At 45.1% G+C, this 26,543-nt stretch carries 20 protein-coding genes; 5 read left to right on the top strand and 15 right to left on the bottom strand.

What is annotated here, in order from left to right; translation table 11 throughout:
* The first annotated feature begins 404 nt into the window (after positions 1-404).
* Positions 405-662 carry a hypothetical protein gene (locus ACDQ55_RS20375; protein ID WP_420983488.1) on the top strand — a complete coding sequence of 86 codons (258 nt, stop codon included), beginning with the start codon at positions 405-407 and terminating at the stop codon, positions 660-662.
* A gap of 74 nt (positions 663-736) precedes the next feature.
* On the opposite strand, the gene ACDQ55_RS20370 is transcribed toward ACDQ55_RS20375, so the two are convergent.
* Positions 737-2,065: a sensor histidine kinase gene (locus ACDQ55_RS20370; protein WP_420983487.1), complete on the bottom strand. Its 1,329-nt coding sequence runs from the start codon at positions 2,063-2,065 to the stop codon at positions 737-739.
* Between the two features lie 397 nt (positions 2,066-2,462).
* Here ACDQ55_RS20370 and ACDQ55_RS20365 point away from each other — a divergent pair, with 397 nt between their 5' ends.
* Positions 2,463-3,938 (top strand): patatin-like phospholipase family protein, encoded by a 1,476-nt coding sequence (locus ACDQ55_RS20365; protein ID WP_420983486.1) that lies wholly within the window; start codon positions 2,463-2,465, stop codon positions 3,936-3,938.
* On the top strand, positions 3,935-4,600 hold the full coding sequence (locus ACDQ55_RS20360) for a hypothetical protein (RefSeq protein ID WP_420983485.1): 666 nt from the start codon (positions 3,935-3,937) through the stop codon (positions 4,598-4,600). The genes ACDQ55_RS20365 and ACDQ55_RS20360 overlap by 4 nt, the downstream gene beginning before the upstream one ends.
* Here the strand turns inward: ACDQ55_RS20360 and ACDQ55_RS20355 are convergent.
* From ACDQ55_RS20355 to ACDQ55_RS20290, 14 genes are all read right to left on the bottom strand, one after another.
* Complete coding sequence (locus ACDQ55_RS20355; protein WP_420983484.1) at positions 4,593-5,429, bottom strand: universal stress protein; 837 nt, start codon at positions 5,427-5,429, stop codon at positions 4,593-4,595. The two genes, ACDQ55_RS20360 and ACDQ55_RS20355, sit on opposite strands and share 8 nt — an antisense overlap.
* Positions 5,430-5,431: 2 nt before the next feature.
* On the bottom strand, positions 5,432-5,884 hold the full coding sequence (locus ACDQ55_RS20350) for a MarR family winged helix-turn-helix transcriptional regulator (protein ID WP_420983483.1): 453 nt from the start codon (positions 5,882-5,884) through the stop codon (positions 5,432-5,434).
* Between the two features lie 40 nt (positions 5,885-5,924).
* The gene (locus ACDQ55_RS20345; protein WP_420983482.1) at positions 5,925-7,505 is read right to left on the bottom strand and encodes a DHA2 family efflux MFS transporter permease subunit; all 1,581 of its coding nucleotides are present in this window, start codon (positions 7,503-7,505) and stop codon (positions 5,925-5,927) included.
* A 432-nt stretch (positions 7,506-7,937) separates the two neighbouring features.
* Positions 7,938-8,906: an HAD family hydrolase gene (locus ACDQ55_RS20340; protein WP_420983481.1), complete on the bottom strand. Its 969-nt coding sequence runs from the start codon at positions 8,904-8,906 to the stop codon at positions 7,938-7,940.
* A 42-nt stretch (positions 8,907-8,948) separates the two neighbouring features.
* Positions 8,949-9,464 carry a hypothetical protein gene (locus tag ACDQ55_RS20335; protein WP_420983480.1) on the bottom strand — a complete coding sequence of 172 codons (516 nt, stop codon included), beginning with the start codon at positions 9,462-9,464 and terminating at the stop codon, positions 8,949-8,951.
* Positions 9,465-9,567: 103 nt separating this feature from the next.
* Positions 9,568-9,765, bottom strand: a complete 198-nt coding sequence (locus ACDQ55_RS20330; protein WP_420983479.1) for a hypothetical protein — start codon at positions 9,763-9,765, stop codon at positions 9,568-9,570.
* Between the two features lie 631 nt (positions 9,766-10,396).
* A complete protein-coding gene (locus ACDQ55_RS20325; RefSeq protein ID WP_420983478.1) occupies positions 10,397-10,957 on the bottom strand; it encodes a DUF4136 domain-containing protein in 561 nt (186 codons plus the stop codon).
* 41 nt (positions 10,958-10,998) lie between these two features.
* Positions 10,999-11,313, bottom strand: coding sequence for a hypothetical protein (locus tag ACDQ55_RS20320; RefSeq protein WP_420983477.1), 315 nt, complete (start codon positions 11,311-11,313; stop codon positions 10,999-11,001).
* Between the two features lie 352 nt (positions 11,314-11,665).
* Positions 11,666-12,031 (bottom strand): hypothetical protein, encoded by a 366-nt coding sequence (locus tag ACDQ55_RS20315; RefSeq protein WP_420983476.1) that lies wholly within the window; start codon positions 12,029-12,031, stop codon positions 11,666-11,668.
* 172 nt (positions 12,032-12,203) lie between these two features.
* Entirely contained in the window at positions 12,204-14,375 is a 2,172-nt protein-coding gene (locus ACDQ55_RS20310; protein WP_420983475.1) for a hypothetical protein, read from the bottom strand.
* 214 nt (positions 14,376-14,589) lie between these two features.
* Positions 14,590-16,068: a SusD/RagB family nutrient-binding outer membrane lipoprotein gene (locus tag ACDQ55_RS20305; RefSeq protein ID WP_420983474.1), complete on the bottom strand. Its 1,479-nt coding sequence runs from the start codon at positions 16,066-16,068 to the stop codon at positions 14,590-14,592.
* Between the two features lie 19 nt (positions 16,069-16,087).
* Entirely contained in the window at positions 16,088-19,552 is a 3,465-nt protein-coding gene (locus tag ACDQ55_RS20300; protein WP_420983473.1) for a SusC/RagA family TonB-linked outer membrane protein, read from the bottom strand.
* Between the two features lie 21 nt (positions 19,553-19,573).
* Positions 19,574-20,560, bottom strand: coding sequence for a FecR family protein (locus ACDQ55_RS20295; RefSeq protein ID WP_420983472.1), 987 nt, complete (start codon positions 20,558-20,560; stop codon positions 19,574-19,576).
* 80 nt (positions 20,561-20,640) lie between these two features.
* The gene (locus ACDQ55_RS20290; RefSeq protein WP_420983470.1) at positions 20,641-21,237 is read right to left on the bottom strand and encodes an RNA polymerase sigma factor; all 597 of its coding nucleotides are present in this window, start codon (positions 21,235-21,237) and stop codon (positions 20,641-20,643) included.
* A 490-nt stretch (positions 21,238-21,727) separates the two neighbouring features.
* On the opposite strand from ACDQ55_RS20290, the gene ACDQ55_RS20285 reads away from it, so the two are divergent.
* Together ACDQ55_RS20285 and ACDQ55_RS20280 are read left to right on the top strand one after the other, a co-directional pair.
* Positions 21,728-24,985 (top strand): SusC/RagA family TonB-linked outer membrane protein, encoded by a 3,258-nt coding sequence (locus ACDQ55_RS20285; protein ID WP_420983468.1) that lies wholly within the window; start codon positions 21,728-21,730, stop codon positions 24,983-24,985.
* A gap of 11 nt (positions 24,986-24,996) precedes the next feature.
* On the top strand, positions 24,997-26,499 hold the full coding sequence (locus ACDQ55_RS20280; RefSeq protein ID WP_420983466.1) for a SusD/RagB family nutrient-binding outer membrane lipoprotein: 1,503 nt from the start codon (positions 24,997-24,999) through the stop codon (positions 26,497-26,499).
* Positions 26,500-26,543 lie beyond the last annotated feature (44 nt).

Raw genomic sequence — 26,543 nt, 5'->3', positions numbered from 1 at the left:
ACTGAGGCATTTATCATGCTGAAATAATTATATGGTTTGTTATAAGTGTTGGTTACCATTAAATTCCACACTACCTATAAAAACCGGGTAAAAAATTACACAGGAAAATATGGTATTGTTTGTTCCCCTGCTACTACAAATACTTCCTCTATTTCATACTGGCCTGTACTACATATGCCCGTCGTCGTTATCCTCCCACAGCTATTATAGCGGTAATAGCCATCTCCGAACGGTGATATCCCTACGATGAGATTACCCATCATTATTACAAGAATCATGTCAAAATAAACCGGGGTTCCCAGGATAAAACCGAAGTCATAAGGGAACCTCAGCCCGGCGGGCAGTATAAAGAGAGCTCTGCTGAGAAGAAGCAAAAAAGGACCAACCCGTCTTTAGCCTTTCCGATGAAAGGCATAATGATTGTACTTATCAGGAAAACCAATGCTATGGCTACCTTTAACATACAATTGAACCAACAGGAAATCGCCGTGTCGCAGGCTTCTGAAAATATATTTATAGTCAGGCTTCCTGAAAAAACCATCCACCTGGAAAGGCGTCAAGACAATGAAGGCGCCAGTCACTGGTTCGAAGAAGGCAAAGACAATGAAACCACACAAACCAGCCAGATCGGCCTGGCAATAGAAACGAAACTAGACAGTTAATGAGCACTAGCTTATAGCTGGGGAAAACTTCGTTTATTCATTGGGGGAATGATGTGAGGCGTAAATTTAAACTATCAGTTAGCAATGGATAGATCTCCATCGCTATAATTTCCTTTGGAAAGTAGTACTGTGAATACTGTTCCGGCGCCGGGGCTACTTTCCACCTGAATAAATCCCTTATTTAGCTCCACAAATTCGCGGCATAATATTAACCCCAGCCCCGATCCTCTTTCTCCGCTGGTGCCATAGCCAGGATGCTGCTGGGAAGTGAACAGTTCCTCCATCTGCCTCTCTGTAATACCTTTCCCGTAATCAGTGATCCCGATCGCCACCTGGTCGGCCACCAGTTGAGTGTTGATCAAAATATTCCCTCCGGGATAGCTGAACTTCAGGGCATTGCTCACCAGGTTACGCAAAATCACAGATACCTGGTCCCTGTCGGCATGCAAGGCAATAGTAGTAGGTATTTCCAGCACTATTGCAATATTTTTCTGTTGGATCACCATTTCAAAGAACTGCAATACTTCTACCAGCAATGGCTGCAACAGGAAATGACGGGGGCGGGTCTGTATTCCCTTCATACTACGGGTGCTCCAACGCAGCACATTATCCAACGTACCGCCCAATTGCGATATTTTATTATGCAGGATCGCGATGGCTTCATCCATATCGTTGCGGGTATAATGCCCTTTCTGGAACATGTCTAACAACGTTTCCAACGTTGCCAACGGGCTACGGATATCATGAGCCACAATAGAAAATAGCTTTTCCTTGTCTTTATTCATGGTTAATAACGCCTGCCGTTGCTTTTCAATTGCCGATTGGTAGTCGGACTGTATCCGCTTGAAATAACTAAGTGCTATGATCAGGAAGGTAAGCGACACGCCTACGTTTGCCCATACACGCAAGGGAGGCACCGGAGGCGCCAGATACCACGATTGCGGCATAAAAAGGATGGTCAGGAATGACCCGGTGATCAATATGCTGAGGCCTCCTACCAACCATACGTTATCATATACTAATATGGTTATCACCAGTATGTTTAACAGGAAATATTCGGCGCCGTTATGAAAATAAATACCCGTAAAGGTATAGATCACTGTACTAAAGAAAATGAGCACAACTCGGGCGCTGAGATATTTCCGGTATTTGTGCAGCCACAGTACTGTTAAAGACACCAGGGTGGTGAGCAGGTTTAAAGCGGATAACAGGTACCTTCCCTGTATGGCATTCAAGAGGCAATAGAACAACATGAAAGGAATACAGGGAAGGGACAACAAGTTGAGCAGCCGGGTACGCCTAGCCTCCATGAAAGGCATGGCCGGGTGCACCCCCAGACACACGACATTATTCCAGCTCCGTTCGGCGTAATTGAGTAACAGTTGACTGACACCTTTCCCCATAGATGCAACAAAGATAGGTGTAGTCTCATTGTTTTTATTAAAAAATAACTGTATCGCTTATTCGGGACTCGGCGCAACAGTAAACCGATGAACGATAAACCCGGATAAACCAAATGCTGATGATCTTACCGGCATTCGCCGCCACTACGGAATATACCACCTGATGCAAACCTTATCAGATGAAACTGAGAGATCAAGATCCCTAACATTACATTACTCTCCTGGGGATTGGGGATCATTCAGCATGATCTAGGCAAGAAAAGGGCCGCCTATTCATTACCGGCATGATCTGCCCCCGGTAATACTCCAGTAAAATACATATATATAAACGTTATACCAGGAATACAACATCAAAAAAATTGATTAATTTAGACCTATATCCCTATATAGATAGTATATGCCCCCTAAACAAACGTTACACCCAGACGATTTTACAAAAGATCCCCGCGTACAGAAAGTACTGGAGCGATTAAAGCAACATTTTGATCCTGAAAAGAATCCCCTTGTAGTATCCGACGTACTGGATGAAACAGGGCAGCTGCAATTTGTGAACCTGGTACAAAAAGGTGGTGGTGTATTAGGGATTGCACTAGTGGGTTATACCTATATATTGGAAGAAATGGGCATCCGATTCCTGAAATTGGCCGGCACCAGCGCCGGGGCCATCAATACCGCATTGCTAACCGTTATCGGGAAGAAAGAAGATAAAAAAACAGACGATGTATTGAAAATACTCTGCCCGCTAGACTTCTTCTCTTTTGTTGATGGGCATCCGGCAGCACGCTGGCTCATCAAAAAGATCATCACTAAAAAAGATTTTGTAACCAAAGCCACGAACTGGCTGCTAGGCTTCCTGGGCATTTGCTTGCTGCTGGCCATCGCCGACATCCTGCTGCTGGGCCTTAGCACAAAGTTCCATGCCTATTCCGGCTGGGCAGGCGGTTGCTTTATCCTCAGCGGCTTTGTATCGCTGATAGGCGGGTTAAGCCTCGCCTATGTCATTAATCTGCTACGGCGGCTCAAAAATTCCGGCTTTGGGATCAACCCGGGCAATACTTTCTATGACTGGATCAAAACTGTTATGGACACTAACGGCGTGCAAACGGTTAGCCAGCTCAAAGCTCAAGCAGCGAAATGCCCTCCATTAAAACTACGGGTAGACAATGATTATAAACTAACCGACCTGAAAGGCGAAGTTGCCTTCATTGCCTCCGAACTAGTGACCCAAAACAAGATACAATTTCCAGAGATGACCGATCTCTTTACCCCCCATGTCGACAGCTTACACCCGGCAGGCTTTGTCAGGGCCTCTATGTCTATTCCTGTATTCTTTGAATCTTATCTGATCAATAATATTCCGGTAAAAGACCCTGCAATACTAACAGCCTGGGAAAACCACTTTGGCAACGACACGGATATTAAACCCGCCCCTTCAGCGCGGTTTGTAGACGGAGGTATACTCTCTAATTTCCCGATCAGCATCTTCTATAATCCCAATGTAACCATTACACGTATACCTACATTCGGCATTGATCTGGACGACAGCAAACCTGCCGACAAACAACAGCAAAACCCCTTCGCCTGGTCCCTTACCGGCTACCTGGGCCGCATGTTCAACACCATCCGGAATTATTATGATAAGGATTTCCTGATCAAAAATGAAATATACCGGAAAGGGATCGGTAAAGTAGACTTATCATCCGACCAGTTTAATTGGCTCAACTTCTTCCTGACAAATAACGATAAGATAGATATGTTTGCGCTCGGCGCCGAGGCTGCGGAACAATTCCTGATGCAATTCAAATGGGATAGCTATAAAAATGAAAGGACTAATTGGCAGAAATCCATCAAAAACATTCCCCCAGAATTATGATATATATCACCACTACCTGGTCCTGGTTTTGCCTGGCCATAGCTGTTTTGCTGCTCACTACGTTTATCATGGGACAGCTCAGCAAACAATTTTATACCATGCACATCGTGCTGCGCAGGTTCAGCATCATAGATCTGGAATTCCCGGCATTTAAAGGAGAGATAAAAGAAATGGTAAAAGATATTTACCGGTTAGACCCAGCAGAAAGCCAACGCACGCTATGGGCATTACGAAAACATTTATGGGTGGATTTCCTGTTTATGCCTGCAGCCTATGGCAGCAATTTCCTGGTTTGTATGAATGTAGCCGGAAAGCTAAACTGCAGCGGACAAACTTTTTATGTAGCGCTGGCCTGGGCGCAGGCTATTCCCTGGATACTAGACGTTATCGAAAATATTTACTTGCTCAATAGTTTACATCCATCGGTAAAAGCGTTTACCCCAATAGGCCTCAAAGCCTGGCAATGGCTCGAAAAATTTAAATGGGGACTTTCCCTCCTGGGGATGGTAAGTGGCGTATCAGCATTACTGTATTTCTGGCTTACCGGCAGATATCTCACCAGCTCCCTCCCTTATTTGGCAATACTGATTGGGGAAGTGCTCGTATTTATTATTATATCACTACTTTCAGCCAGTAAAAAACAGGCAACACCACTTACTTGAGAACCATTACCGGCACATGTGCAACACGGGTAATCGCCTCTGAGATACTTTTATGGGTTAGTAAATACAGAAAACTATGCTTACCAGGCAATGCAACGATCAATTGTACGTTATTTTCCCTGGTGAAACCGATAATCCCATTGATAACGTCTGTGTCGTTTTTGAAATAGATATCGTAATTAAACTGCTCCAGGTAGCTTTGCAGGTAATGCACATGCATATTGAACTGCTCATCCGGATGTTTATAATGTTCTTCCGCATCTATGTTCAACACCACTAAACGAATACCTTCCCAAACGGGAGACAACTCTATTTTATTCAGTTTATCTACTGCTTCCAGGGCCTTAAAATCAATGGGTACCAACGCTTCTTTTACTGGTTGGTAGGTATATCCTGCCGGCACCACCATTACCCTTACCGGACTGATTTTGGTAATGCCAATAATATGACGGGAAATAAGGCTGTCGCCAGTAGGATCACTGCCGAGTAGGATCATATCAGGCGATGCCTCCTCCACTAACTCCATCACCGCCCTTAACAAAGGAGATTCGCTCACTACAAAAGTAACCTGTAGCTGGCTGTCTACCGCATGGATCTGCTGCATCAGCATTTCCAGGTGTTGTTGGGCCTCTTCCCGCTGTTCCTTCATGAAGTCGGGATGTACTGCGCCATATTCGGCAGAAACGACAATATCACTGAATACATTGTTGTAAAATGTTTTCAGCAAAATGACCCTTTTATACGCGTATTGTTGGCACCAGGCGGCAGCGAATTTTACTGTTTCATCAGAAGTTGCAGTAAAATCGACAGGTATCAGTAGCGTTTTCATATTTATTTCCTGAGATTTTCATTCATTTTTTGCACTAATTGAAGTGCTTTTTTAATATCACTTGCTTTTACGCCTTCAGTTGCTTTTTCATATATTTCCGTTATCCAGGGACTGAGCATTTCCTCGAGGCCTTTTGCTTTTTCTGTGAGATAGATCAACTTACTTCTGCGATCGTTCGGATCTTCTATCCGCTCCACCATTTCCCGTTTTTCCAGACCATCTATCAGATAGGTCATGCTCGATTTATCCTTTATCAGTCTATCCGCAATTTCCTGTTGATTTGCACCATCTTTCCAATACAAATACCCCAGTATTTCCAGCAGCTCAAATGTAATGTCCACCTCATGTTCCTTGATCTTTACCTGCAAGTACTGGCGAAGATAGTTACGCGTTTCGTTCATGGCACGGGTTAAGTCACGCGCCAGGCTAACTGTGTTTTGTATTGTAGTCGTCATGTAAACAAAATTATCGTTTTCATCATGATGTTACAATTTATTAATGTGCCGCCTCAGCCATACTAACTTTTTGTTTGGATGTTTTTACCATGATCAATACAAAAGGCACACAAACCAGGAACATCAAGCCTACCCAAAGAAATACATCCATATAAGACAATACCGTAGCCTGTTTCATTACACTTCCCTCCATCATGGCATAAGCTTTCTGTTGAGCCGCCATAATATCAAATCCCTTGTTGCGCATACTTGCCGCCATTTGGGCAATCCGGTTTTGCACATCAGGATTATTCACATCCAGGTGATCTACCAATGTGCTGCGGTGTAAATCTGTTTGACGGGTTACAAAAGTAGAGATCAGCGCTACACCGAAAGCGCCGCCCAACTGCCGCATCATCCCCGAAAACGCGGCCCCTTGCCCGATCTCCTGCCCTTTAAGCGTAGACAACGACATTGTGCTTACTGGCACAGACAGCAACCCCAACCCAAATCCACGGATGATCAGCACCCAGAAGAAATCCTGTGCACCGGTATCTGGTGTAATCACTTTGTAGGAAAGGTAACTGTAGATAAAGAAGATCGACATACCAATGGCAATTAGGTATTTCTGAGGAACTCCCCGCTGGATCAGGATAGCCACCACCGGCATCATTACCGCCACAAACAAGGTGCTAGGCAGCTGCAACATACCCGATTGCTGGGCTGTCCACCCTAATAACGATTGTGTGTACAGCGGAATTACAAACGTAGAGCCAAAAAGGCCGAATCCCATGATAAAGGAAAGGATCACCCCTATACGTAAATTCCCGTTCCTCAATACCCGCAGTTCCACTACAGGGTATTTATATACCCACTGTCGCCAAACAAAGAAAAACAGTCCCAGTATGGCTGTTACCGTGAGCACAATGATCAGTGTACTGCTATACCAGTCTTCTTCCTGTCCTTTTTCCAATACAAACTGCATAGAGCCTACCCCTACTGCCAGCAGGAGGATACCCAACCAATCTACCTGGTTGACAGCCCGTTTCTTTTCATACTGCGGGCTACGCACATATTGCAGGGTAAGCAACGTGGCGATCACACCAATAGGTATATTGATGTAAAAAATATAAGGCCAGCTGTAATTGTCGATGATATAGCCCCCTAAGGGCGGTCCTAAGGTAGGTCCTACAATAACGCCCAATGTATAGATCGCCTGGGCCGTTGCCCGTTTTTCTGTAGGCCAGCTTTCTGTAATAATCGTTTGGGAGGTCACCAACAAAGCACCGCCCCCTAATCCCTGCAGGAACCGGAATATCACCAGCTCCCAAATACTGCTGGAATTACCGCATAAAAAAGAACAGCAAGTAAATAATATGACAGACACTGCAAAATAATTGCGCCGCCCAAACTGTTGCGATAACCAACTGGTTAGGGGCACAATAATCACGTTAGCCAGGGAGTAAGCAGTGATCACCCAGCTTACTTCATTCAATGTAGCGCCCAAGCTGCCCCGCATATCCGGCAATGCAACGTTCACAATAGTTGTATCAATAATTTCCAACAGCGCGCATACCACTGCGGTAATCGTTATAATAATCCTCCGGGATCCATATTCTACCAACGAAGCCTGTTGTTCCATGGTGTTTACCTAAAAGTTGAGAAAACAAATCTACGTAATTATTAGTTTGAATTCAAACTATTTTATTTCATATAAATCAGGTGTTATGAAACAATTTGTTAAGCAATGAACCAACATAAAGTTGGTTTTTACCCTGCTATCTCCTGGCAGGCACGCAAGGAAAAATAAACAATGTACATCTGAAACAACAGAGATAAAATAGTTAGGCATTTACAAAACTGCCGGAGATAAAAAACCAATCGGTTTTTATCTTCCGGCAGATGGAGCAACAATGGATAATAGGCCTTAATGATTAATCGGAATAGTCCTTATAATTAGTATTGGTGGATGAATGACAAATACCTTTCACAACAGCAAGCCTGCATAAGCCGCACCGGAATGGAAAGGAGCCCTATAACGGACAGTAAACAATTTAATGGCTTCATAAAACTATCATTTTACAAACACGGTCTTCCAATCATTTTTCATACTGATCACATTCCAATGGTAACGCCCCGCCCAATTAAGCGACTGGTTATTGGCTTCCTGATAATAAAATTCCCGTTGTGGGTCGTCGTGGTTCACGAGGAGTTGCAACGAAGGATATTTATTGCTGCCCTGCGAATAGCGTAACATGTATATATCGCCGGCGGCGCCCTCGTTGCCACAGGCCAATATAGGCCGTTTCCCAATATGGTACAGGATATTCACAGGCTTAGTTTGTTTATCGTTGAGGGTGCGCAATCCCGGCAAGCGCACAATATCATTCAACCCCGTACTATCCTCGTACTGGTACTGAAACTCTGTACCAATCACTTGTTCGGCCGGTATACCATAATATTGATCGGAAACCGCCCGAATCAGCTCTGCTGTACCTCCGGAGCAAATAAATGTTTTAAATCCATTGGCACGCAGATATGTCAACAATTCTAGCTGCGGTTGATATACCGTTTTCGATAAAGGCACTTTCAACACCGGGTGGGTTATGGTTTCAAAAAAATGAACGGCGGTGGCATGAAATGCTTCCTGCGTCATACCGGTGTGGGTAAGCAATACCAACTCCACCAAGCTTTTCTCACCTCCGTTCGTAAAGTAGCTTTCGTCTTGGTTTACTACAGCTTTATAAGGCTGCTGTTCTTTCAGTACAGGGTTTTCCCTAATCATCTCCGCTATGCGGTACATGGCAAATAGTTCCTGTACCACCGGCCTCTCCGCCCACAGTGTACCATCGTTATCGAAGGTAGCAATACGGTCTTCCGGTGGCACATAAGTAATGGCGCCCTTCTGTGTAACATGTTGTACAAAGCTCACAATCGTTTGCTTCAATGGCCCTTCCTGCCAGGAAGGTAAAGGATCTGGCTGCGCATGCAAGCACCAGGGAACGAACAACAGTACAATGCAATGGAAGATGATCCGGTTCATAAGATAATTTTTAGCATCATGACCATTTTTCCGAACGAATAACTATCGCATAGTAACCGTCTTATTTCGGATCTGCCCCCGTTTCTCTGATTCCAGTTCACTGATAAAGGGGAGCTTATACTGTATATATACCCGTGATGCCTGTTCAAAATAGTTGTCCAGTTGGAAAAACCGGGCAGCCCTGTTAGCGCCCAACAGCCTGTTCATTCGGCGGAAATAGCGCATCTGCAAACGGCTGAATTCAAGGTCGTTGCTGATGAGCTGTTTAGTGAGTGTATTCATTTTCTTTTCATCTACAGATGTATATTCTTGGTTGTACATGCTCAGTAAAGCCAGGCGCTCAGCCAGCAATGGCGCCTTTTCAGATTCATATTCTGACATTACGTCTAGGAAGGATTTTTCCTCCATCAGGGAGATCTGTAAGTAGCCATTCATCAGCGTTGTTTTGTCTTTACCAAACATGGCCCTTACGGGGTCATCATCTGCAGTAACATCCTGCTGCGCCAGGAGTTTGGTGGATATGCACAGCATTACCCATAAACTGAAAACTCTTCTCATTGATTGTGGTTTTAGATTTAATTGTTAGATAGTTGTGTGCTGATTTAGAGATCCGCCTTTGCTGCTACCTCTCTGCGGGTGCTGGGAAACCGCGGAAAAACGGCTATTCGTGGCCTGGTTCGCTGCTGACCATGGCTGGCGGATGGGTGATTTTATTATGGGGAACAACCTGAGGTTGGGACTGATATATCAGGGCGCTTCCTGCCAGTGGGGTAACTGGGTGTAGTCTCGTATGGCCGTTGGCTACTGCCAGCGATACCAATGCCTGAAAAGCGCAAGCGGTTTTCGTCATCATCATCATACAGTTATTAGTTTCCTTTTAGGGGAATAATGCTAAAGAGATACGCATAATAGGTATCGGATAGGACACTACGTAAACCGTAGCTATAAGCGATTTGATGATGATGATTTGTTGCTATGCCGAGGAGCGTGTTTTAAAAAACAGTAGGAACTGTAAAATAGTTTTACAGAACAAAAATAATTTGGTTAGAGAAAAATAATTTTCGATTAAACCTTTTGCAAAAAAAGCTGTTTGAATGTTTATATAAAAACTGATAAACGAAAACACCGTCGATTAGCATAACACAATCAATGGTACCATAGGCCCGGCCCTCACCCGGTCTGTTTCTTAAGCATAACAATAATTGTTGTCACGTTATTTTTGTCACTCACCACAACCTGTAATTAACTTATCTGCAGATAACTGATAGACACTATCCGGCAAAACGTTATTTTCTAAATAATAGGTCTTTTTCTACCAAATACTCGATGATATCTAAGAATTGATGATTGCTAATTTGTTTATGCTTAGGAACGGCTGCGTCTTGTCTAAGATGCAGCCTTTTATTTAAGGTCTTTCCACGCCACTTCGTTAAACTAAAACAGGTGCTATATCCGGAGATATAGCACCTGTTTTAGTTTAAGCGTTATCCTTACATTCTTCTGGGAAGACTGGCCATGATCTTATTCACCGCTTCCGGTATCTTGATATCCGGATCTTTTACAGGTCCATCAATCTGGCTATTACCTACTCCCTGCCACAATAATTGCCGTCTCACCCTATCTACCACGTCGATAATCAGGGAACCGTCAATATATTTATCTACCGTAAAAGTGGTATTACTGGAAGCCATTCCCATACCGCCGCCCCAGAAATAGGGCCGGTAAAATCCACCATAGCCATAATAGTTGGTGTAAGCTGTTACGTTCTGGCCTGGTTTAGCAATGGTAACAGGATTTACCAACAGATCGGCAGTAGTGGTATCCTGGCTCTGGGTATACCCCTTCGCAATCATGGCAGCAACAATAGCATTGTTAATCCGGTTCCGGTTCAGCTGACTGAGCGGGCTTTGTTCTCCAGCAGGGTTATACAATGCAAAAGTTTGATAAGCATTAAAATTAGCCTGTTTGTCTACATCCGAGCTGACCTTTAAAGTGGGACCACAAGCCGACATGATCAGTAAGGGGATTACGAGGATAAGCAGTTGTTTCATATGATATATTTTATGTGATAGTGACGTAAAAAATTTTCATACTACTTTATCTTTTTAGCCCATTGCAAATTCATGCCAAAAATACCTGATAAGCCGGCTGACCCTGTCTTATTTAAATTTAATAAGGGCAGGAAGAGAGCTTCCTGCCGGTTACATAGGATTGTTTTGCCAACTATTGTAAAAAGACGCTTCCACCGGAAGCAATACATTAAGTTCACTGCGTTTAAACAACTAATTGGAAGCAATAAAATAAAAACCTGATGAATGCGGTATTGTTCTGAAAACAGCCTGTTTGCATGTATAGGGGCAACACAGTGGCCATAAAACACAACAGGCTCAGGAATTTTCGTTTTCATACAGACCTATTTTTAAACAATGTGGCTACCCAACATAAGTAGACCAGGCTGATAGATTTGTGAAAAAAAATAATGCAGGGTGAGAACACCCCGCAATCTTCATCGCCTGTAGATTCCACGCTAGGAAACTCTTAACAGGAATCATACAGGAATGAAATCACGATGGTGGCTGTGTATATTCATCAATCTCTTACCATACCATGTGTATATGATTATTATCAGACTAATTGTTTTCCAAAATGGGGCAGAATATCGGCCCAGAGTCCTGTACGATTCCTACAGCCACATAATCATCAGTGATTTTCCGGACCGGTTCTGCCTGTTCTCTTTAGCATATCTTTGCAGGTACCGGTCAATGCACATTCACTGAAGTACTAACTGTACGGATTGTACGGGGCTTTTTCCATTCATCTATAAAGGGTATATTATCCAGTATAGCTGAGCAGATTGCATATAGTTGCAGTTGGAAAAAGCTTATTTTTCTCCCCCCTGTAATGTTTGCAAACCTTTTGAAATAATGTTGATGGAATGTATAAGGCCAGAAAACATTACCAGCCTTACCTATATTATTACTATCGAAGTTTGTACGTTGTTGCGTTACTACCTTCTGTATTAGTTTTCCAAATACTAATTGAAGTGTTGTCCCATCATCATAGACAACTTGTGCCAGAATTGCTCCGGAGGTACAAACAAACAATAGTAGAAATAGATGTTTCATAACCATTTTTACATTAAAACGGGTCTTATCTTACTAAATGCAGCACGGATATGATGCTTTTGAGAATGTCTCGGAAGGGATAAAAGTAAGAATATAACAACGCGAAAAGCAAAAAGGTTAACAGGCAAACGATTTTTTCCTAAAAGATGCTTAATCGGTAAAATAAAGACCGCTATTCCAATACTTTCAGGTAGCGGGCCATCCAATAAGGCAATAGGTATTCATCACCTGCCAGCTCCGAATCGCCATTACCGTCGCTATCTAGCGTATATGCATTAGCGTTATGACGATGTACCGGCAGCTCATCCAATGGCAACAAGGCCACGGTGGTTTGGTGGCGGAAATTGGATGGCAGCAGGGTAATATCCTTACGGTGGGAATTTTGGATCTTCCAATTCACCAGGTCCATAGGAAAAGTTTGCAACCACCAGTTAGTATCCGAAGCATCATAGCGCCCTGTTGCGGCCAACGTGACCAGGTTCCATAATGCATTTTTTTCCGGACGTTCTATTTCCCAGTGGTTAAGAATAGCATCCCTGTACTGCCGTTGCAGAGAATCGGTGAAAGCATACCGGTCCAATACCCAATAGGTCAGGAAAGCCATTTCATCATCAGAGTGATTCCAATCCCCATCCCCCATTTCTATACCTTCGTGCACATAGCCCGGAGTAGGCCTAATGGTGCGATAATCGATGCAGATATTTTCCAGGTAACCATATTGATACAGCAACTTACCGGCTTCGGTTTTATAGCGTTGTTTGCCAGTGAGGGCATAAGCGATTTCCAGGCCAGCAATAATGGTAGTACTGCCTAACCTGCGGTCGCCGATGGTAGGCGGGTACCAGTTGATGTACTCCGGGTTCCAGCGGGCCCAAAGTGTAGGTTTATTATCAATATCTACCAGTGTATAATGATGATCCAGGATATGGGTCATTATTTTATCGATAAAAGCAGCTACCCGTTGCTTTTCTTCGGGTGTTTCCGCCACCATTTCATGCAGTACAGCAGTAATCCAGATATAGGCAACAAATTCGTCGCTACTGGTATGGCCTTTCCATTCCCAACCAGTATCGGGGGAGTTACGCCATCTTTCCGGATCGGAGTTTTTATATCCTTTACGCTCAAAGGTGCGGGCCGGGAACCCTTTCAGCTGATTAACCGACAAAATCCTTTCGAAAGCTTCGAACGCTTCCCAGGCATAGCGTTTGGCCACTGCTTCGTGGGTAACGGCATAACGGAAAGCCTGACTACCGAGATAAAAACTACTCCAAAGCCCATCGTTATCGGTATCGGCCATTGCTGCAGAGCGCACATCCCCCGGCGGGTTCAGATGCAGGTTAGCGATAAAGCCATAACGGATATGCCGTTCGCGTATCTTACGCTCGAAATAGGCGGCTTTCTGCGCAAGGGTTTGTTGAGGGAAAGCGATCTTATTCAAACCGGTTGCCGTTAAGATATATATGTTACCGTAGCTGTCTGCCGCCATGCTTTTCACTACGTCTTGGTCTAGCCAGCGCTGGGAGGCAAAATAGCGGTAAGTGCCTGTGTCTGTTTGCATGAAGGCTCCTTGCAAAGTTCCTGCCCAGATATGATGATCTGCCACGATTATTTTTCGTATAACCTGTACCGGTAGTTTCGTTTGTAAAGGCATACTGGTATCGCCGGTGTGGCGGTTTACTGCATAGTATCCACTTACAGCGCCAAGTATAATGTCATTACCACGGAAAGCCATGTCGTGCACTTCTTTCACGGCATGCAGGCGAACCAGCCGCTGGCCGTTCAGGCGATATACCGCCTCGCTGCTCAGGATAAAAAATTCCCCGCCATAAGCAGCCATGGCTTGTATCCCTTCGGAGATGGGCGGAAGCTCCTCTACAACGCCATTGCCGGCTATCGCGAGCCCCCGGGGTCCTGCAAGCAGTATACGGCCTATAGTATCTACTGCCAACCGATTATATCTACCCTTTGGAAGGTGCACATAGGGAACGCCAGCATAACCGTTGGTCAGGCATTGATCTTCGTAGAGATAATACAAATGGCCACTCCCCTCTTGTGTAGTAACATCCACAGGTATTTTTTGCGCCAACGGCCGAAAGCGCAGGTCTTTTACCAGGTCGTTCCCAGAAAGGCGATAAAAGCCATCGGTGGCAAGTACCTGCACATTATCGTTATAATCAATAATGACCTTTTGCATTTTTAGTCCGGCAGGGACATTGAATTTTACGGCAACCGCCTGAGTGTATGGCAAATCGGGCACAGCGCCACGAAGACCAGACAAACAGGGTGAGGCAGTTACAGCGCCTGCCAATAACAGGCCTACCGACAGGTGGGTAAATTTTTTCATGCCAGCTATTTTATTGTTTGACCTTTAATTATTGGCGTGCTCATCAACGTACTTTCAAAATCAGCAATGGGGCTGCCATACCACGTGAGAATAAATGACCAGGCGCACATCCGGCGCTATTAATCCTGCTTTCCGGATGGCCCTTGATCATAGGGTAGGATAATTATTTAGCAGTAGCAGGCAGCTTTCTGCTGCCTGCTGACCAAAGCGTTTCCTATTCTTGCTTCAAATACCACATCAACGTAGTTTGCTTATCTTCCCCGAAAACCACTAAAGCCTTTTGGTACTGATCTTCATTGGTATCACGTTCTCCACTCGGATAAATATAGCGTTTAGGCAATGCCGGAGATGATGACAGCGGACCCAATACAAATTTTGGGAAGCCGGTACGACGGTTATCGAACCAGGCCTCTGCCCCTTTGAGGAAGCCGGCTATCCATTTCTGCCCGATCAACTGCTCCAGCGTTCCATTATATTTCACCATAGCCTGGTCGTAGTAATAAGCATCATTCGCCACTTTATCTACCCCATAATATTTCATACTGGCGTCTATCCCTTCGTAATACAGGCTTTCTGCTGTTTTGCCCGTTACTGTGACCTTACCTGCCTGTACTGACTCCGCCAGTATGAAGCAAACTTCCGGATAAGTGAGTAAGGAAGCTTTTACCAGAGGGTTGGTATTGCTTTTAAAGATGGCAGCAAGGCGGGAAATATGTGTAGCTCCCCCATTGTAGTCGTATGGTGCAGGGATGGCATTGGGTACGCCCACATACAAGTGCTGATCTATGGTACCACCGTTCACAGAATCTACAGGAGCAATCCATACCTGAAGGCGGGGATCATTACGTTGCAGCAGGGCATCCACAATTTCCTTACTAGGTTTACGCTTATCAAATTCCGAGAAGGAATTGGCCTGAGGGCCGCCAGGCCAACTGTTGCCGGCCAGGCTACCCTGGTATATTACCTCGGCGTTGTCTGCATTGCTTTGAAAAATGGGATACCCTTTCTGATCGTTCAGGATATTCTGCATTTCGGTAAACGCTGGCGCATAATTTTTAGCAATACGCAGCAACATGCGTAAGCGCAAGGAATTAGCGAGCTTGCGCCATTTCATGGCATCACCATGATACATAACATCTGCATCCGCATCTATTTTATTGGGCAATACTGCCAGCTGGTCGTTGGCATCTTTCAGCGACTGCAACAAAGCAGGATAAACATCCTGCTGCCGGTCGTACTTCGGATGGGTGACCGCCTGCCCTTTCAACAATAAAGCTTCACTGTAAGGGATATCTCCATACAGGTCTGAGAGATAAGCAAAGTTGAACGCTTCCAGAATTTTGCCAACTGCAACATATTGCGGCACATGCTGCTGTTGCGCCATATCCATCATTTCGTGGTTCACAGAAAGCTTAGCATAGATACCATCCCAGCTAACAGGGCCCCAATCAAACTTGTCGTTACCCTCATTACGGACTAGGGTAATGTAGCGTCCTGCGGATGCCGGTTTATCCCAATAAGCGTCGCGCTGGTAATCATAAGCTGTGCTGATCACAGCTGTAGACAGGAGGAATTCCGGATTGATGTTCTCTGATTCGTTCGGGTTTTTATTAATGTCTACCAGCCCTTTTTTACAGGAAGCCAGTGCCACGCCGAACAGTAATATGATATATCTGATAGGTATGCGTTGCATCACCGTAATAATTATTGGTTTAGAAATTGAATCCAATCTTACAGCCGTAGGAGCGGGTATAAGGCAGTCCCCAGCTGGCCACCCCAGGCGAAATACTACCATTGGCAATGGTCATAGCGGTTTCCGGATCATATCCCTGCTCTGCGGCGGTCCAGGTAAAGAGGTTACGGGCAATCAGGGATACCGATAAATTACCCAGTGGTAGTTTACCCAACGTTTTCTTAGGGAAAGTATAGGTTAAAGCGGCCTCCCTCAATTTCACATAGCTGGCATCAAAAGTAGAGCGGCCGTTAAAGCTCCAGTAATATTCCCCATAATAATTTTCCGGATCGGTAACGATATCATTCTTCTTATAATTACCTGGACTTACTTCGATATAGCCATCGAGGATCATACCGTCGTTACGTTTATTACCGGAGGCATCTACCCAAGGCAAACCGCCTGTTTTGGCATCACGACCCTGTATCGTGGTTTCGGTACGGCCATCGCTCAACAGGTTTTTTGCCACATAGGAGAAAAATTTTCCGCCCTGGCGCCAGTCGATGAGGAAATTCAGTGCAAAGTTTTTATACGTAATCGTATTGGAGAAGCCCACCATAAAGTCGGGGTTGTAGTTACCGATTTTAACGTAATCATTGAGCTTCTGATAGCTGCCATCACTGGCCAGCAATGGCGCGCCTTTATGTTCTCCATCTGGCACAGTAGCCCAGGTTTGCGCATACATATCGCCCATTTCTGAACCTTCGCTTACCTGGAAACGAATACCCTCAGCACTACCTACCAGGTAACTGTTGATACCATCGATCAATTTCAGCACCTTATTGCGATTGCGGGTAAAGTTCACCTGCGCGTCCCAACGAAGCGGACCGGCTACGGGTGTACCATTCAGGCTGATCTCCACACCTTTGTTCTGAATTTTACCGGCGTTAGTGATCATCATATTGTAACCCGAAGCCATAGTAGTAGGAATAGGGATAATCTGGTTGCGGTTTACCGTATTATAGTAAGTAACATCCAGTCCCAACCTTCCTTTCAGGAAGCGTAGATCTGCTCCGAGTTCGTGAGAAGTAGCAATCAGTGGTTTCAGGTGGTTATTTTTCAGCGTATTGCTGATAGTAGCCTGTTTCACTGTGCCCCAGTCGTCGCCGAAAGCAAAAGTATTATACAATTGGTAAGGGTCAGTATCTCCTCCTACCTGCGCCCAATTGGCGCGTATCTTTGCAAAGGAAAGTGGGCCGGAAGTAATACCCAGCATATCTGTGATGATAAAGCTGAGTGAGGCGGAAGGATAGAAATAAGAATTATTGGTTTCCGGTAAAGTACTGGACCAATCGTTACGTGCGGTGAGATCAAGGAAAGCATAATTACGATAGCTTACCTGCCCCATTCCATACACACTATTGATACGTTTGGCCTGACTGGTAGAATTATTCTTTACCGTACCTGCCTTAGCGTTATTGATGGTATACAAATTAGGCATTACCAGGCTTTCCGTACTTTGACCAGTATTCTGCAAAGTCTGGTTCATCCGGTTAGCACCACCAGACACGGAGATAAAGAAATCTTTATTCAGGTTCTTTTTGTAGCTCAACAGAAAGTCGGTATTCTGTTCCCGGAAAAACTCCGTTTCAATTGCATAAGCGCCGGTAGGATTACGCACTGCACTAAAGGGCCGTTTACTTTCCCGGTTCTCTGAGTAAAGGTCCATACCGGAGCGGCCCATAAGGGTAAGGTCTTTGGTAAGCTGAATATTCAGTTCCACGTTACCGGTCATCCTATCCCTGCTATAGCCGTTGATAAATTCGTAAGCCACCAGGTAAGGATTGTCTGAAGAACCTGGCACATGAGAAAACTGTTGCAGTCTTTCTTTACCGGGCAACCAATAGTTGCGTAGTTTCCGGATGTCTACATTCGGCGTAGTGGTATATACAATGCTGGTAACACTACCCCGGTTAAAAGTAGGCCGGTTGTTACTGAGGTTTTTAGCATATCCGATATTAGTACTGATTTTTACCTTAGGACTTAAATTATATCCGGCGCCCAGGTTAATAGTATTCCTTTTCAGGTCTGTATTCGGAATAATGCCTTCATTGCTAAGGTTAGTATATGAAAGGCGGAAATTTCCTTCGTTATTACTACCCGTAACAGCTATATTATTGGTAAGAGTACTGCCTGTTTTGAAGAAATCTTTGATACGGTTAGGATAAGATTGCCAATCAGTAGCTATAGGATTACCATTAGCATCGAGAGGACTGTCCCACTGCACATGTTTGGTACCATTATCGAGCCGGGGGCCCCAGGAAGCTTCGGAAATGGTTTCATCGGAGCCTTCGCGGTCACCGGCGCCGAATTCATTCTGAAACTTAGGGAACAACCAGGGTTGGTCGAACATAGCGCTGGAGTTGACAGTTACGCCGAGTCCTTTTTTAGCGCCTGAGCCAGACTTGGTGGTGATGAGGATCACGCCATTGATAGCGCGGGAGCCATACAAAGCAGAAGCACTGGCGCCTTTCAGCACCGTTATGCTGGCAACATCATCCGGGTTAATATCGGAAATGGTATTACCATAATCTACTACCGCCTGCCCTACCGGCTGGCGGGGATTGCGTATACCGGAAGCGATGGGCACACCGTCTACTACATACAGCGGTTGATTATAGCCGGTAAGCCCGCTTTGCCCACGGATGGTTACCAGCGTAGTGCCACCCGGATCTGAACTGGCGCTCCGTACATTTACGCCTGTTACCTTGCCGGACAAGGAGCTTACCACGCTCACCTCTTTCACTGTACTGATCTGTTCTGCTTTGAGGGTGGCGATGGAATAACCCAGGGCTTTCTCCTGACGTTTGATACCCAGGGCGGTTACCACCACGCCATCGAGGCTACGCACATCGGGCGTCAATTTCACCAGCAATTGACCGTTGCCGGCTTTCTGTTCCCCGGTTTGATAACCTACAGCACGAAACACCAATACCGATTGGCTGCTGGCTACTTTAATAGAGAAGTGGCCCTCCTTGTCGGTAGCAGTACCGTTGGATGTACCTTTTTCATTTACGCTGATGCCTGGTAAAGGCGTATTGTTATCATCAACAACGGTACCGCGTACTTGCAGTTCCACTATTTTTCCAGCAGCTACTTCCGCTGTGCGGATAGCGTAATCATGTTCACTCAACTTCACAGCCTGCAGGCCCAATGGGCTCAATAGCTTCGGCAAAGTGGTTTCCAACACTGCGTCATCTGTAAGACGGGCAAAACGGTCGGACGCCGATTTACCGGCAATCTGTGAAGGAGAGTAATTGAAACTAACGTTAAACCTGGTTTCCAGGTTGGTTAATATTTGCTGGAGCGAAGTAGTTCCAGCGTCCCGTGAAGCGTTTCCGCCCCGTACCATCATCTGCTGCGCCGAAGTATAAGTGGCCGGCAATAGCAATAGCAGTAGCACCGCTCTCCATAGAGCGGAAAGCTTCGTAAAGCTCACTTGCATAACTGTAAAATTTAAAAAACCTTATTCAAAAATGATGAGTGAATGCTTTTGTTTCATGGTTAGCTGGTGTACCGTTGCAATAGCGGACAACAGCAGCGCCGGATCATCGGCAGGACCCGCACCTGTAAACAGCAGGTTCTCCATGCGCTTCTTTCCAAACTGAATATGATAGCCGTAGGTATCCTCCAATTGCTGTGCAATACTGATAAGCGGCTCATCCCGGAAAACTAACCGGTGTTGCTTCCAGGCGGTGAGCTGTGATGGATCTGCCTGCAGGCGGCGATGTACACCGGGAGCAAAGAACATGATATCGCCGGGTAGCATGTGCAAACTATCGTTCACTACAATTTTCCCTTCTTCCAATAATACTTTTACCTGGTGGTGCCGACTATATACATTAAAGGCCGTGCCCTTTACTTCAATAGCGACTCCGGGCATCTGTACACGGAATTTGGGATGCAACCCGGCAGGCGCCTTAGACACGTTGAAGTAAGCCTCACCGGTAAGGGCCACAGTTCTTACCTTTTCTTTCGACCACACACGGGGATAGGTAACGGAAGAATTGGCGTTGAGTTGCACCAGCGAGCCGTCGGGCAACCGCAGACTTTTAGTTTCCCCAAAGCCAGTCTGCACTAATATCTTGCCGGGTGCAGAGGAGGCCAGGTAATACCATCCACCTATCAATAATAACACTGTGGCGGCGGCAGCTACAAGGGCATAGCGCAAGCGCCTGTGCGGGAGGCGATGCATTGTTGTTACTTCGGCTTCATTCAATAGCAAGTCTATCTGATACTTAACCGCTGCCATTTCCGATTCACTCACCTCATTGGTTTGGAAACGGAGCGCCAGCACCAGATTTTTTGCTTCCTGTACTACTTGTCCTTTATCAGGATGGGTTGTTAACCAGTTGGTCCAGAAAGCTGTTGCCTCCATATCCTTCCGTAGCACCCATGCCCTAAAAGAGGTATCCGCAGCCAGGTCCGCTGCATCGAATTCACCATAGTCCATAAAATAATCCCTTGTAATTAAGAAGAGTCAAAAAATGATAGAATGCCCTCAGGAAAGTGACAAAATTTTTAATTTTTTTTCTAGCGGAATAACAATGCCGCTTCATCCTGCGCCAGCAGCTCTTTTAAAGCATCGAGTGCCCGGTAAATAAGTGTACGGGCATACTTTACTTCTTTGAGCAACATGATGTCTGCAATTTCTTCATAGGAAAGGTTTTCATAAAACCGGAGATAAATGGCTTCCTTTTGCCGGAGGGTGAGTGCGTCTAACTTCTGTTGTAACAGTTGGCGGGTTTGTTCTTCGTGTTGGCGTTTAATTAATATACTTTCAGGAGACAATTCCAGGGCAAAGGCCACTGCCATTCCCTCATCCAGGCTAACCGGCAGCCTAGACGCCTTTTCTATATAGCGGAACAATTTCCTTCTGGCAGCTACCATCAGATAACTCTTTACACTAACAGGTTGTGAAAGTCCGGAGCGCTGAAGAAATAACTGAGAAAAGAAATCCTGTAACATATCTGTTACCAGCCCACGGTCTGCTGTAAACCGGATACAATATCTGAACAGCAGTGGAAAGTAGTACCGGTACAACTCACCAAAGGCTTCCCGGTCTCCTTCGCAAAGCCGCGCCCACAGATCCTGGTCACTCTCTTGCGAATAATTAGCGCTGGATATCATTTATGATGTAATTAGCCATGCATTTCTTTCTCTAAACTACATATTGGGCCGCTGCTGTTAAAGCTTCTATGGAAAGATAACAGCAATTTAATGTGTCGTTGAGCCATTACCGTGATACGTATCCACTTTACTACTACCTGCTACCGTTATATTCCCACTATCCTTTATGACTAACATCGCTTCTTATATATTATGTCTGAATATGCCAATTTTAGCCCGGCAACGATCACCCATACCATATTATTGTATGATATACCATACAAATAACGGTAGCCACTTTGATCGTTTAGCCATTCATGTTAGTAAACAATCACTTGTACGGCTACATGCTAAACACATTATATTAAACTTAACACGACCTTAACACCTTATTAACATTACATTAGTACTTTAGCGGCCGAAAAATACGACATACAGAATACGGAAACAGTAACCATGATCTGACTCTAGCTGTCACAACGAATAACTCTTTTAAACAAACATTCTGCTGATGAAACATTTTATCATGTTTATCGCCGGCTTGCATTTGTGTGCTTATAGCTATGCAAATGACAGGTCCGAGTTAAACCATGCCATTAATTACCGAAACACAGACCATGGTCTAAAAAGACTGGTCAATCCGGAGGAAGACATTGTAGTTCGAGGAAAAGTGACTGATGAAAAAGGTGAGCCATTACCAGGTGTCACCATCAAACCTAAAAGTGGTGCTACCAGAGGGGCCATTACTGATTTTAATGGTAATTATACCTTTACTGTTCCTGCAAAAGGCACTGTATTGGTATTTTCTTTTTTGGGCTATACCAACCAGGAGTTCAAAGTAGAAAAAACACAGGTACTGAACATACAAATGACGCCTGATGAAAAAGGGCTGAATGAAGTAGTAGTTACTGCACTCGGTATCAAACGTGAAGAAAAAGCGTTAGGTTATGCCACTACCGTTGTAAAAGGAGAGCAGCTCACAGATGCGATCTCCAGCAACTGGACAGACGCCTTGTCCGGTAAAGTGGCGGGCCTTAATCTGGTAAGATCAGGTGCTGGTCCTACCGGTTCCATTAAGGTTATTTTGCGTGGTGAGAATAACCTGAACGGAGCAGACAACGAATCGCTGATCGTAGTGGACGGAGTGGTAATTAACCAGGGTAGCGGACGCCGTACCGGTATCAGTGGAGAATCTGCCTATGGTACTGGCAGCGATAATATGCCTGCCGATTATGGTAGCAGCATGAATGATATTAATCCGGAAGATATAGAATCAGTAACTGTACTGAAAGGCCCTGGCGCTGCCGCATTATACGGCCAGCGGGGTGCTAACGGCGCTATCCTGATCACTACCAAATCTGGTTCCAGAAAGAAAAAAGGATGGGGCGTTACCTTCAACTCCAACGAATCTATGGAGTCGGTTAACCGTTGGCCATCCCTTCAATATGAATACGGACAAGGCTTAGGCGGTGCTGCTTATTACTCTTACGGCGCCTCTCCAGATGGGGCCAGCACCAGCGGTACCAGTTCTGCTTATGGTCCTAAGTTCAATGGACAAATGTTCTATCAATACGATCCGGTAACACAGGCGCAAGGAGCTACCAAAACACCGTGGCAAGCCTACCCTAACGCTACCCGCGATTTCTTCCAGAGTGGTCAAACTGCCACCAACACGATAAGCGTAGATGGTGGAACTGATAAAACGACTGCACGTTTCTCTATTACTAACGTACAGAATAAGTGGATTATTCCTAACACCGGGTATAAACGTAATACGGTATCTATGTCTGTTAATTCAAAAATTAACGACAAACTGCAGATCTCTTCAAAAGTAAATTATACCAACAAATGGAGCGATAACTTACCAGGTTCCGGATATGGCAACCAGTCTATCATGTACTGGTATATTTTCTGGCAGCCCAGTGCAGATGCAAATTGGTTAAGAAATTACTGGACCAAAGGACAGGAAGGCCGTCAGATTAAATTTCCATTCAGTTCTTATCCAGAAAACCCATATGCTGTTTCCTATGAATTCCTGAATAGCACCAACCGCAATGGCGTTACCGGCAACGTGCAGGCCACTTACAACATTACCAAGGAGTTAAGCCTGCAGGTAAGAACCAGCCTGGACTTCGCCTATGATCAACGTGCACAGAAACGCCCATATGATGCCGGCGCCAAGTTGCCTAAAGGAAGCTACCGTACCCAGAATATCTATACCATGGAAGCTAGTAGCGACTTCCTGCTGAAATACAGCAAGAAGATCAACAAGGATATTGAACTTTCCGTTACCGGCGGTGGAAGCATGCTGAAAAACAATTACAATAAAGATGAAAACCGTGCAGATTCCCTGATCTATCCAGGTATATATACACTGGTGAATTCTGCAGGTCCTTTATTAACGATACCTTATAAGAGCCAGTTTAATATCAACAGCTTTTATGGCATGATTACCGGTAGCTATAAGAATTACCTCTTTGCCGACCTGACCGCACGCCAGGACTGGAACAGCGTATTGGCTACACCGGAACGTACCAGTAATGCCGGATTCTTCTACCCTTCTGCCAACTTCAGCTTTATTCCATCAGAAGTAATGAAATTGCCTAAGGACATCAATTTCGCTAAACTGAGATTTTCTATTTCCGGTGTAGGTAGCGGAAGCACCAATCCTTATATGACCTCATATAGCTATCCTCTTCCTGGACCTGTATGGAACGGCTCTTTGGAAAATCCGAACACGCTCACCAACCCTAACCTGAGCTCATTATTGACTATCAGTTACGAGGCAGGCGCTAATATGAAAATGTTCAATAACCGTTTGGGATTTGACCTGGCCTTATATACCAGCAGAACAAAGAACCAGATCTTGCACCGTCAATTGGACCGTTCATCCGGGTATGCAGACGCTATTATTAACGCAGGCGTTATCAGCAACAAAGGAATAGAACTGGCAGTAAACGGTAGCCCTATATCCAGTAAAAAAGGATTTATATGGAATACCAACCTGACTTTCTCTACCAATAGAAACAGAATTGAGTCTTTAAGCGACTCTTCACTGGTATTACAAACCGGCCCTGTAGGCGGCGGACAGATTGTTGCCAAAGTTGGCGGCAGCATGGGCGACCTGTATGGAAGAGGTTATGTACGCTCTCCAGACGGACAAGTAGTATATGATGCACAAAGTGGTGTAGCCCTTATCACCGACAACGTTAAATACCTGGGCAATACTTCCCCTAAATTCAGAATGGGCCTGAACAACGACTTCCAGTTCAAACAATTCCACTTAGGCATGTTGTTCGACGGACAACATGGTGGTGTAGCCTATTCCCTGACCCACTATAAACTGGCAGAACAAGGTAAAACTACCAATACCCTGCCTGGAAGATATAATGGCATTATCGGTAATGGTGTAGTAATGGATGGAGAAGGAAAATACAGGAAGAACGACGTGATCGCCAAAGATATCGATGAATACTACCGCTCCCATTTCGGACAGGACAATGCAGAAGGAAGCACTTTCGGTACCGACTTCATCAAATTCAGAGAAGCTCGCCTGGACTACACCCTTTCTCCTAAATTAACCAAGAAACTGGGGCTGCAACGTGCCAGCTTGGGCGTATATGGCCGTAACCTTTATATCTGGAGCAAATGGCCAACATTTGATCCGGAATTTGGTACCCTCGACGGAGCAGACATTGCAAAAGGATTTGAGATCGGGCAGTTCCCGTCTACCAGAACAGTTGGATTTAACCTGGTTGTTGGACTTTAACTTATTTAAACATGAAGAAGATTACATATGCGGTGTTGGTGTTTAGTATGTGGCTCACCTCCTGCACAAAAGATTTCACCACAATAAATACTAACCCGAATACTACCACCAATGCACTTCCCCAACAGTTGCTGGCGCCTGCACTGGTAAGCGTTGTGGGTTACAACATGAACAGGAACCGCAGTTTCAATAATGAATTAATGCAGGTAACGGTAGATATGGGTGATGGCGACGGAAAAATTTTCCGTTATGATATCCGGGCCAGTACTGCCGATTATGCTTATAACGGCTGGTACCTTGAACTGACCAATTTTAAAGATCTCTATAAAATTGCCAGTAAAGATCCGAACTACAATAAATCCTATATGGGTATTTCATTGATCTGCCAATCATGGATTTACTCTATGCTAACGGACACCTATGGAGATATTCCTTACTTCAAATCGAACCTGGCCAAAGACAGTATGATCTATGAGCCACCTTTCGACAAACAGAAGGATATCTATGCGGATATTTTCCAACAACTGGAAACAGCCAACACCTTGCTGAGTTCCAACACCGCTATCACCGCCTCCAGCGACCCAGTGTTCGGCGGTAATATCAGCAAATGGCGCAAATTTGGTAACTCTCTTTACCTGAGGCTCCTGTTGAGATTATCCGGAAAAGCAGAAGTAGCTGACCTCTGCATTGCCAAGATCAAACAAATAGTAAATACCAATCCAGGTACCTACCCTATTATGACCAGCAACGATGAATCAGCCATTCTCCGTTGGACAGGCGCAGGACCTTATGTATCGCCATTTATGAGCGTAAGGGAACAGGATTTCAGATCACCAGCCATCGGTAGCTTCTTTATAGAGCACCTGGCCATCTGGAACGATCCCCGTGTAGACATTCCTACTTATGGCTCCAACAGCATCAACAGGTGGGGTATTGCTCCTTACTCCGGTTCATACCAGGGTGTGCCAAGCGGTTATATTCCCGGACAAAGCCCGGTGAAAAAATGCTACTTCTACTCTACTACTTCTGCTGTAACGCTGATGAATGAGCCAATGGCCGGTATGATCATGAACTATGCCGAGCTGAACTTCATTCTCGCCGAAGCCGCTGTGAAAGGATGGATCACCGGATCTGCACAAACCTACTATGAAAACGGTGCACAAGCCAGCATTACACAATGGCTGCCACAATGGTCTGTGCCCATTAAACAATTCCTTTCTGACGCAGATATTCAATGGGATGATACTGCTGCACAGGACGACAAAATGGAACTGATCCACCTGCAGAAATATTATGCATTGTTCCTGACCGATATGCAGCAATGGTTTGAATACCGCCGTACAGGTCACCCGATATTACCGAAAGGACCCGGTTTAAAGAACAATGGTATTATGCCTGCCAGGATGAACTATCCGGTGTATGTACAATCTACCAACCCTACCAATTACAAAGCGGCCGTAGCTGCCCAGGGTCCTGATGTCATTTCCACACAGGTATGGTGGCAAAAACCTTAAACATTTTGTCACTTTCTTTGAGAATAGATGCTAATCATGAAAAA

The organism is Chitinophaga sp. 30R24, assembly GCF_049056765.1.
In the GTDB taxonomy this organism is placed as follows: domain Bacteria; phylum Bacteroidota; class Bacteroidia; order Chitinophagales; family Chitinophagaceae; genus Chitinophaga.
The sequence above is the reverse complement of the archived record's forward strand: the minus strand, read 5'-3'. Positions and strand labels throughout refer to the sequence as shown.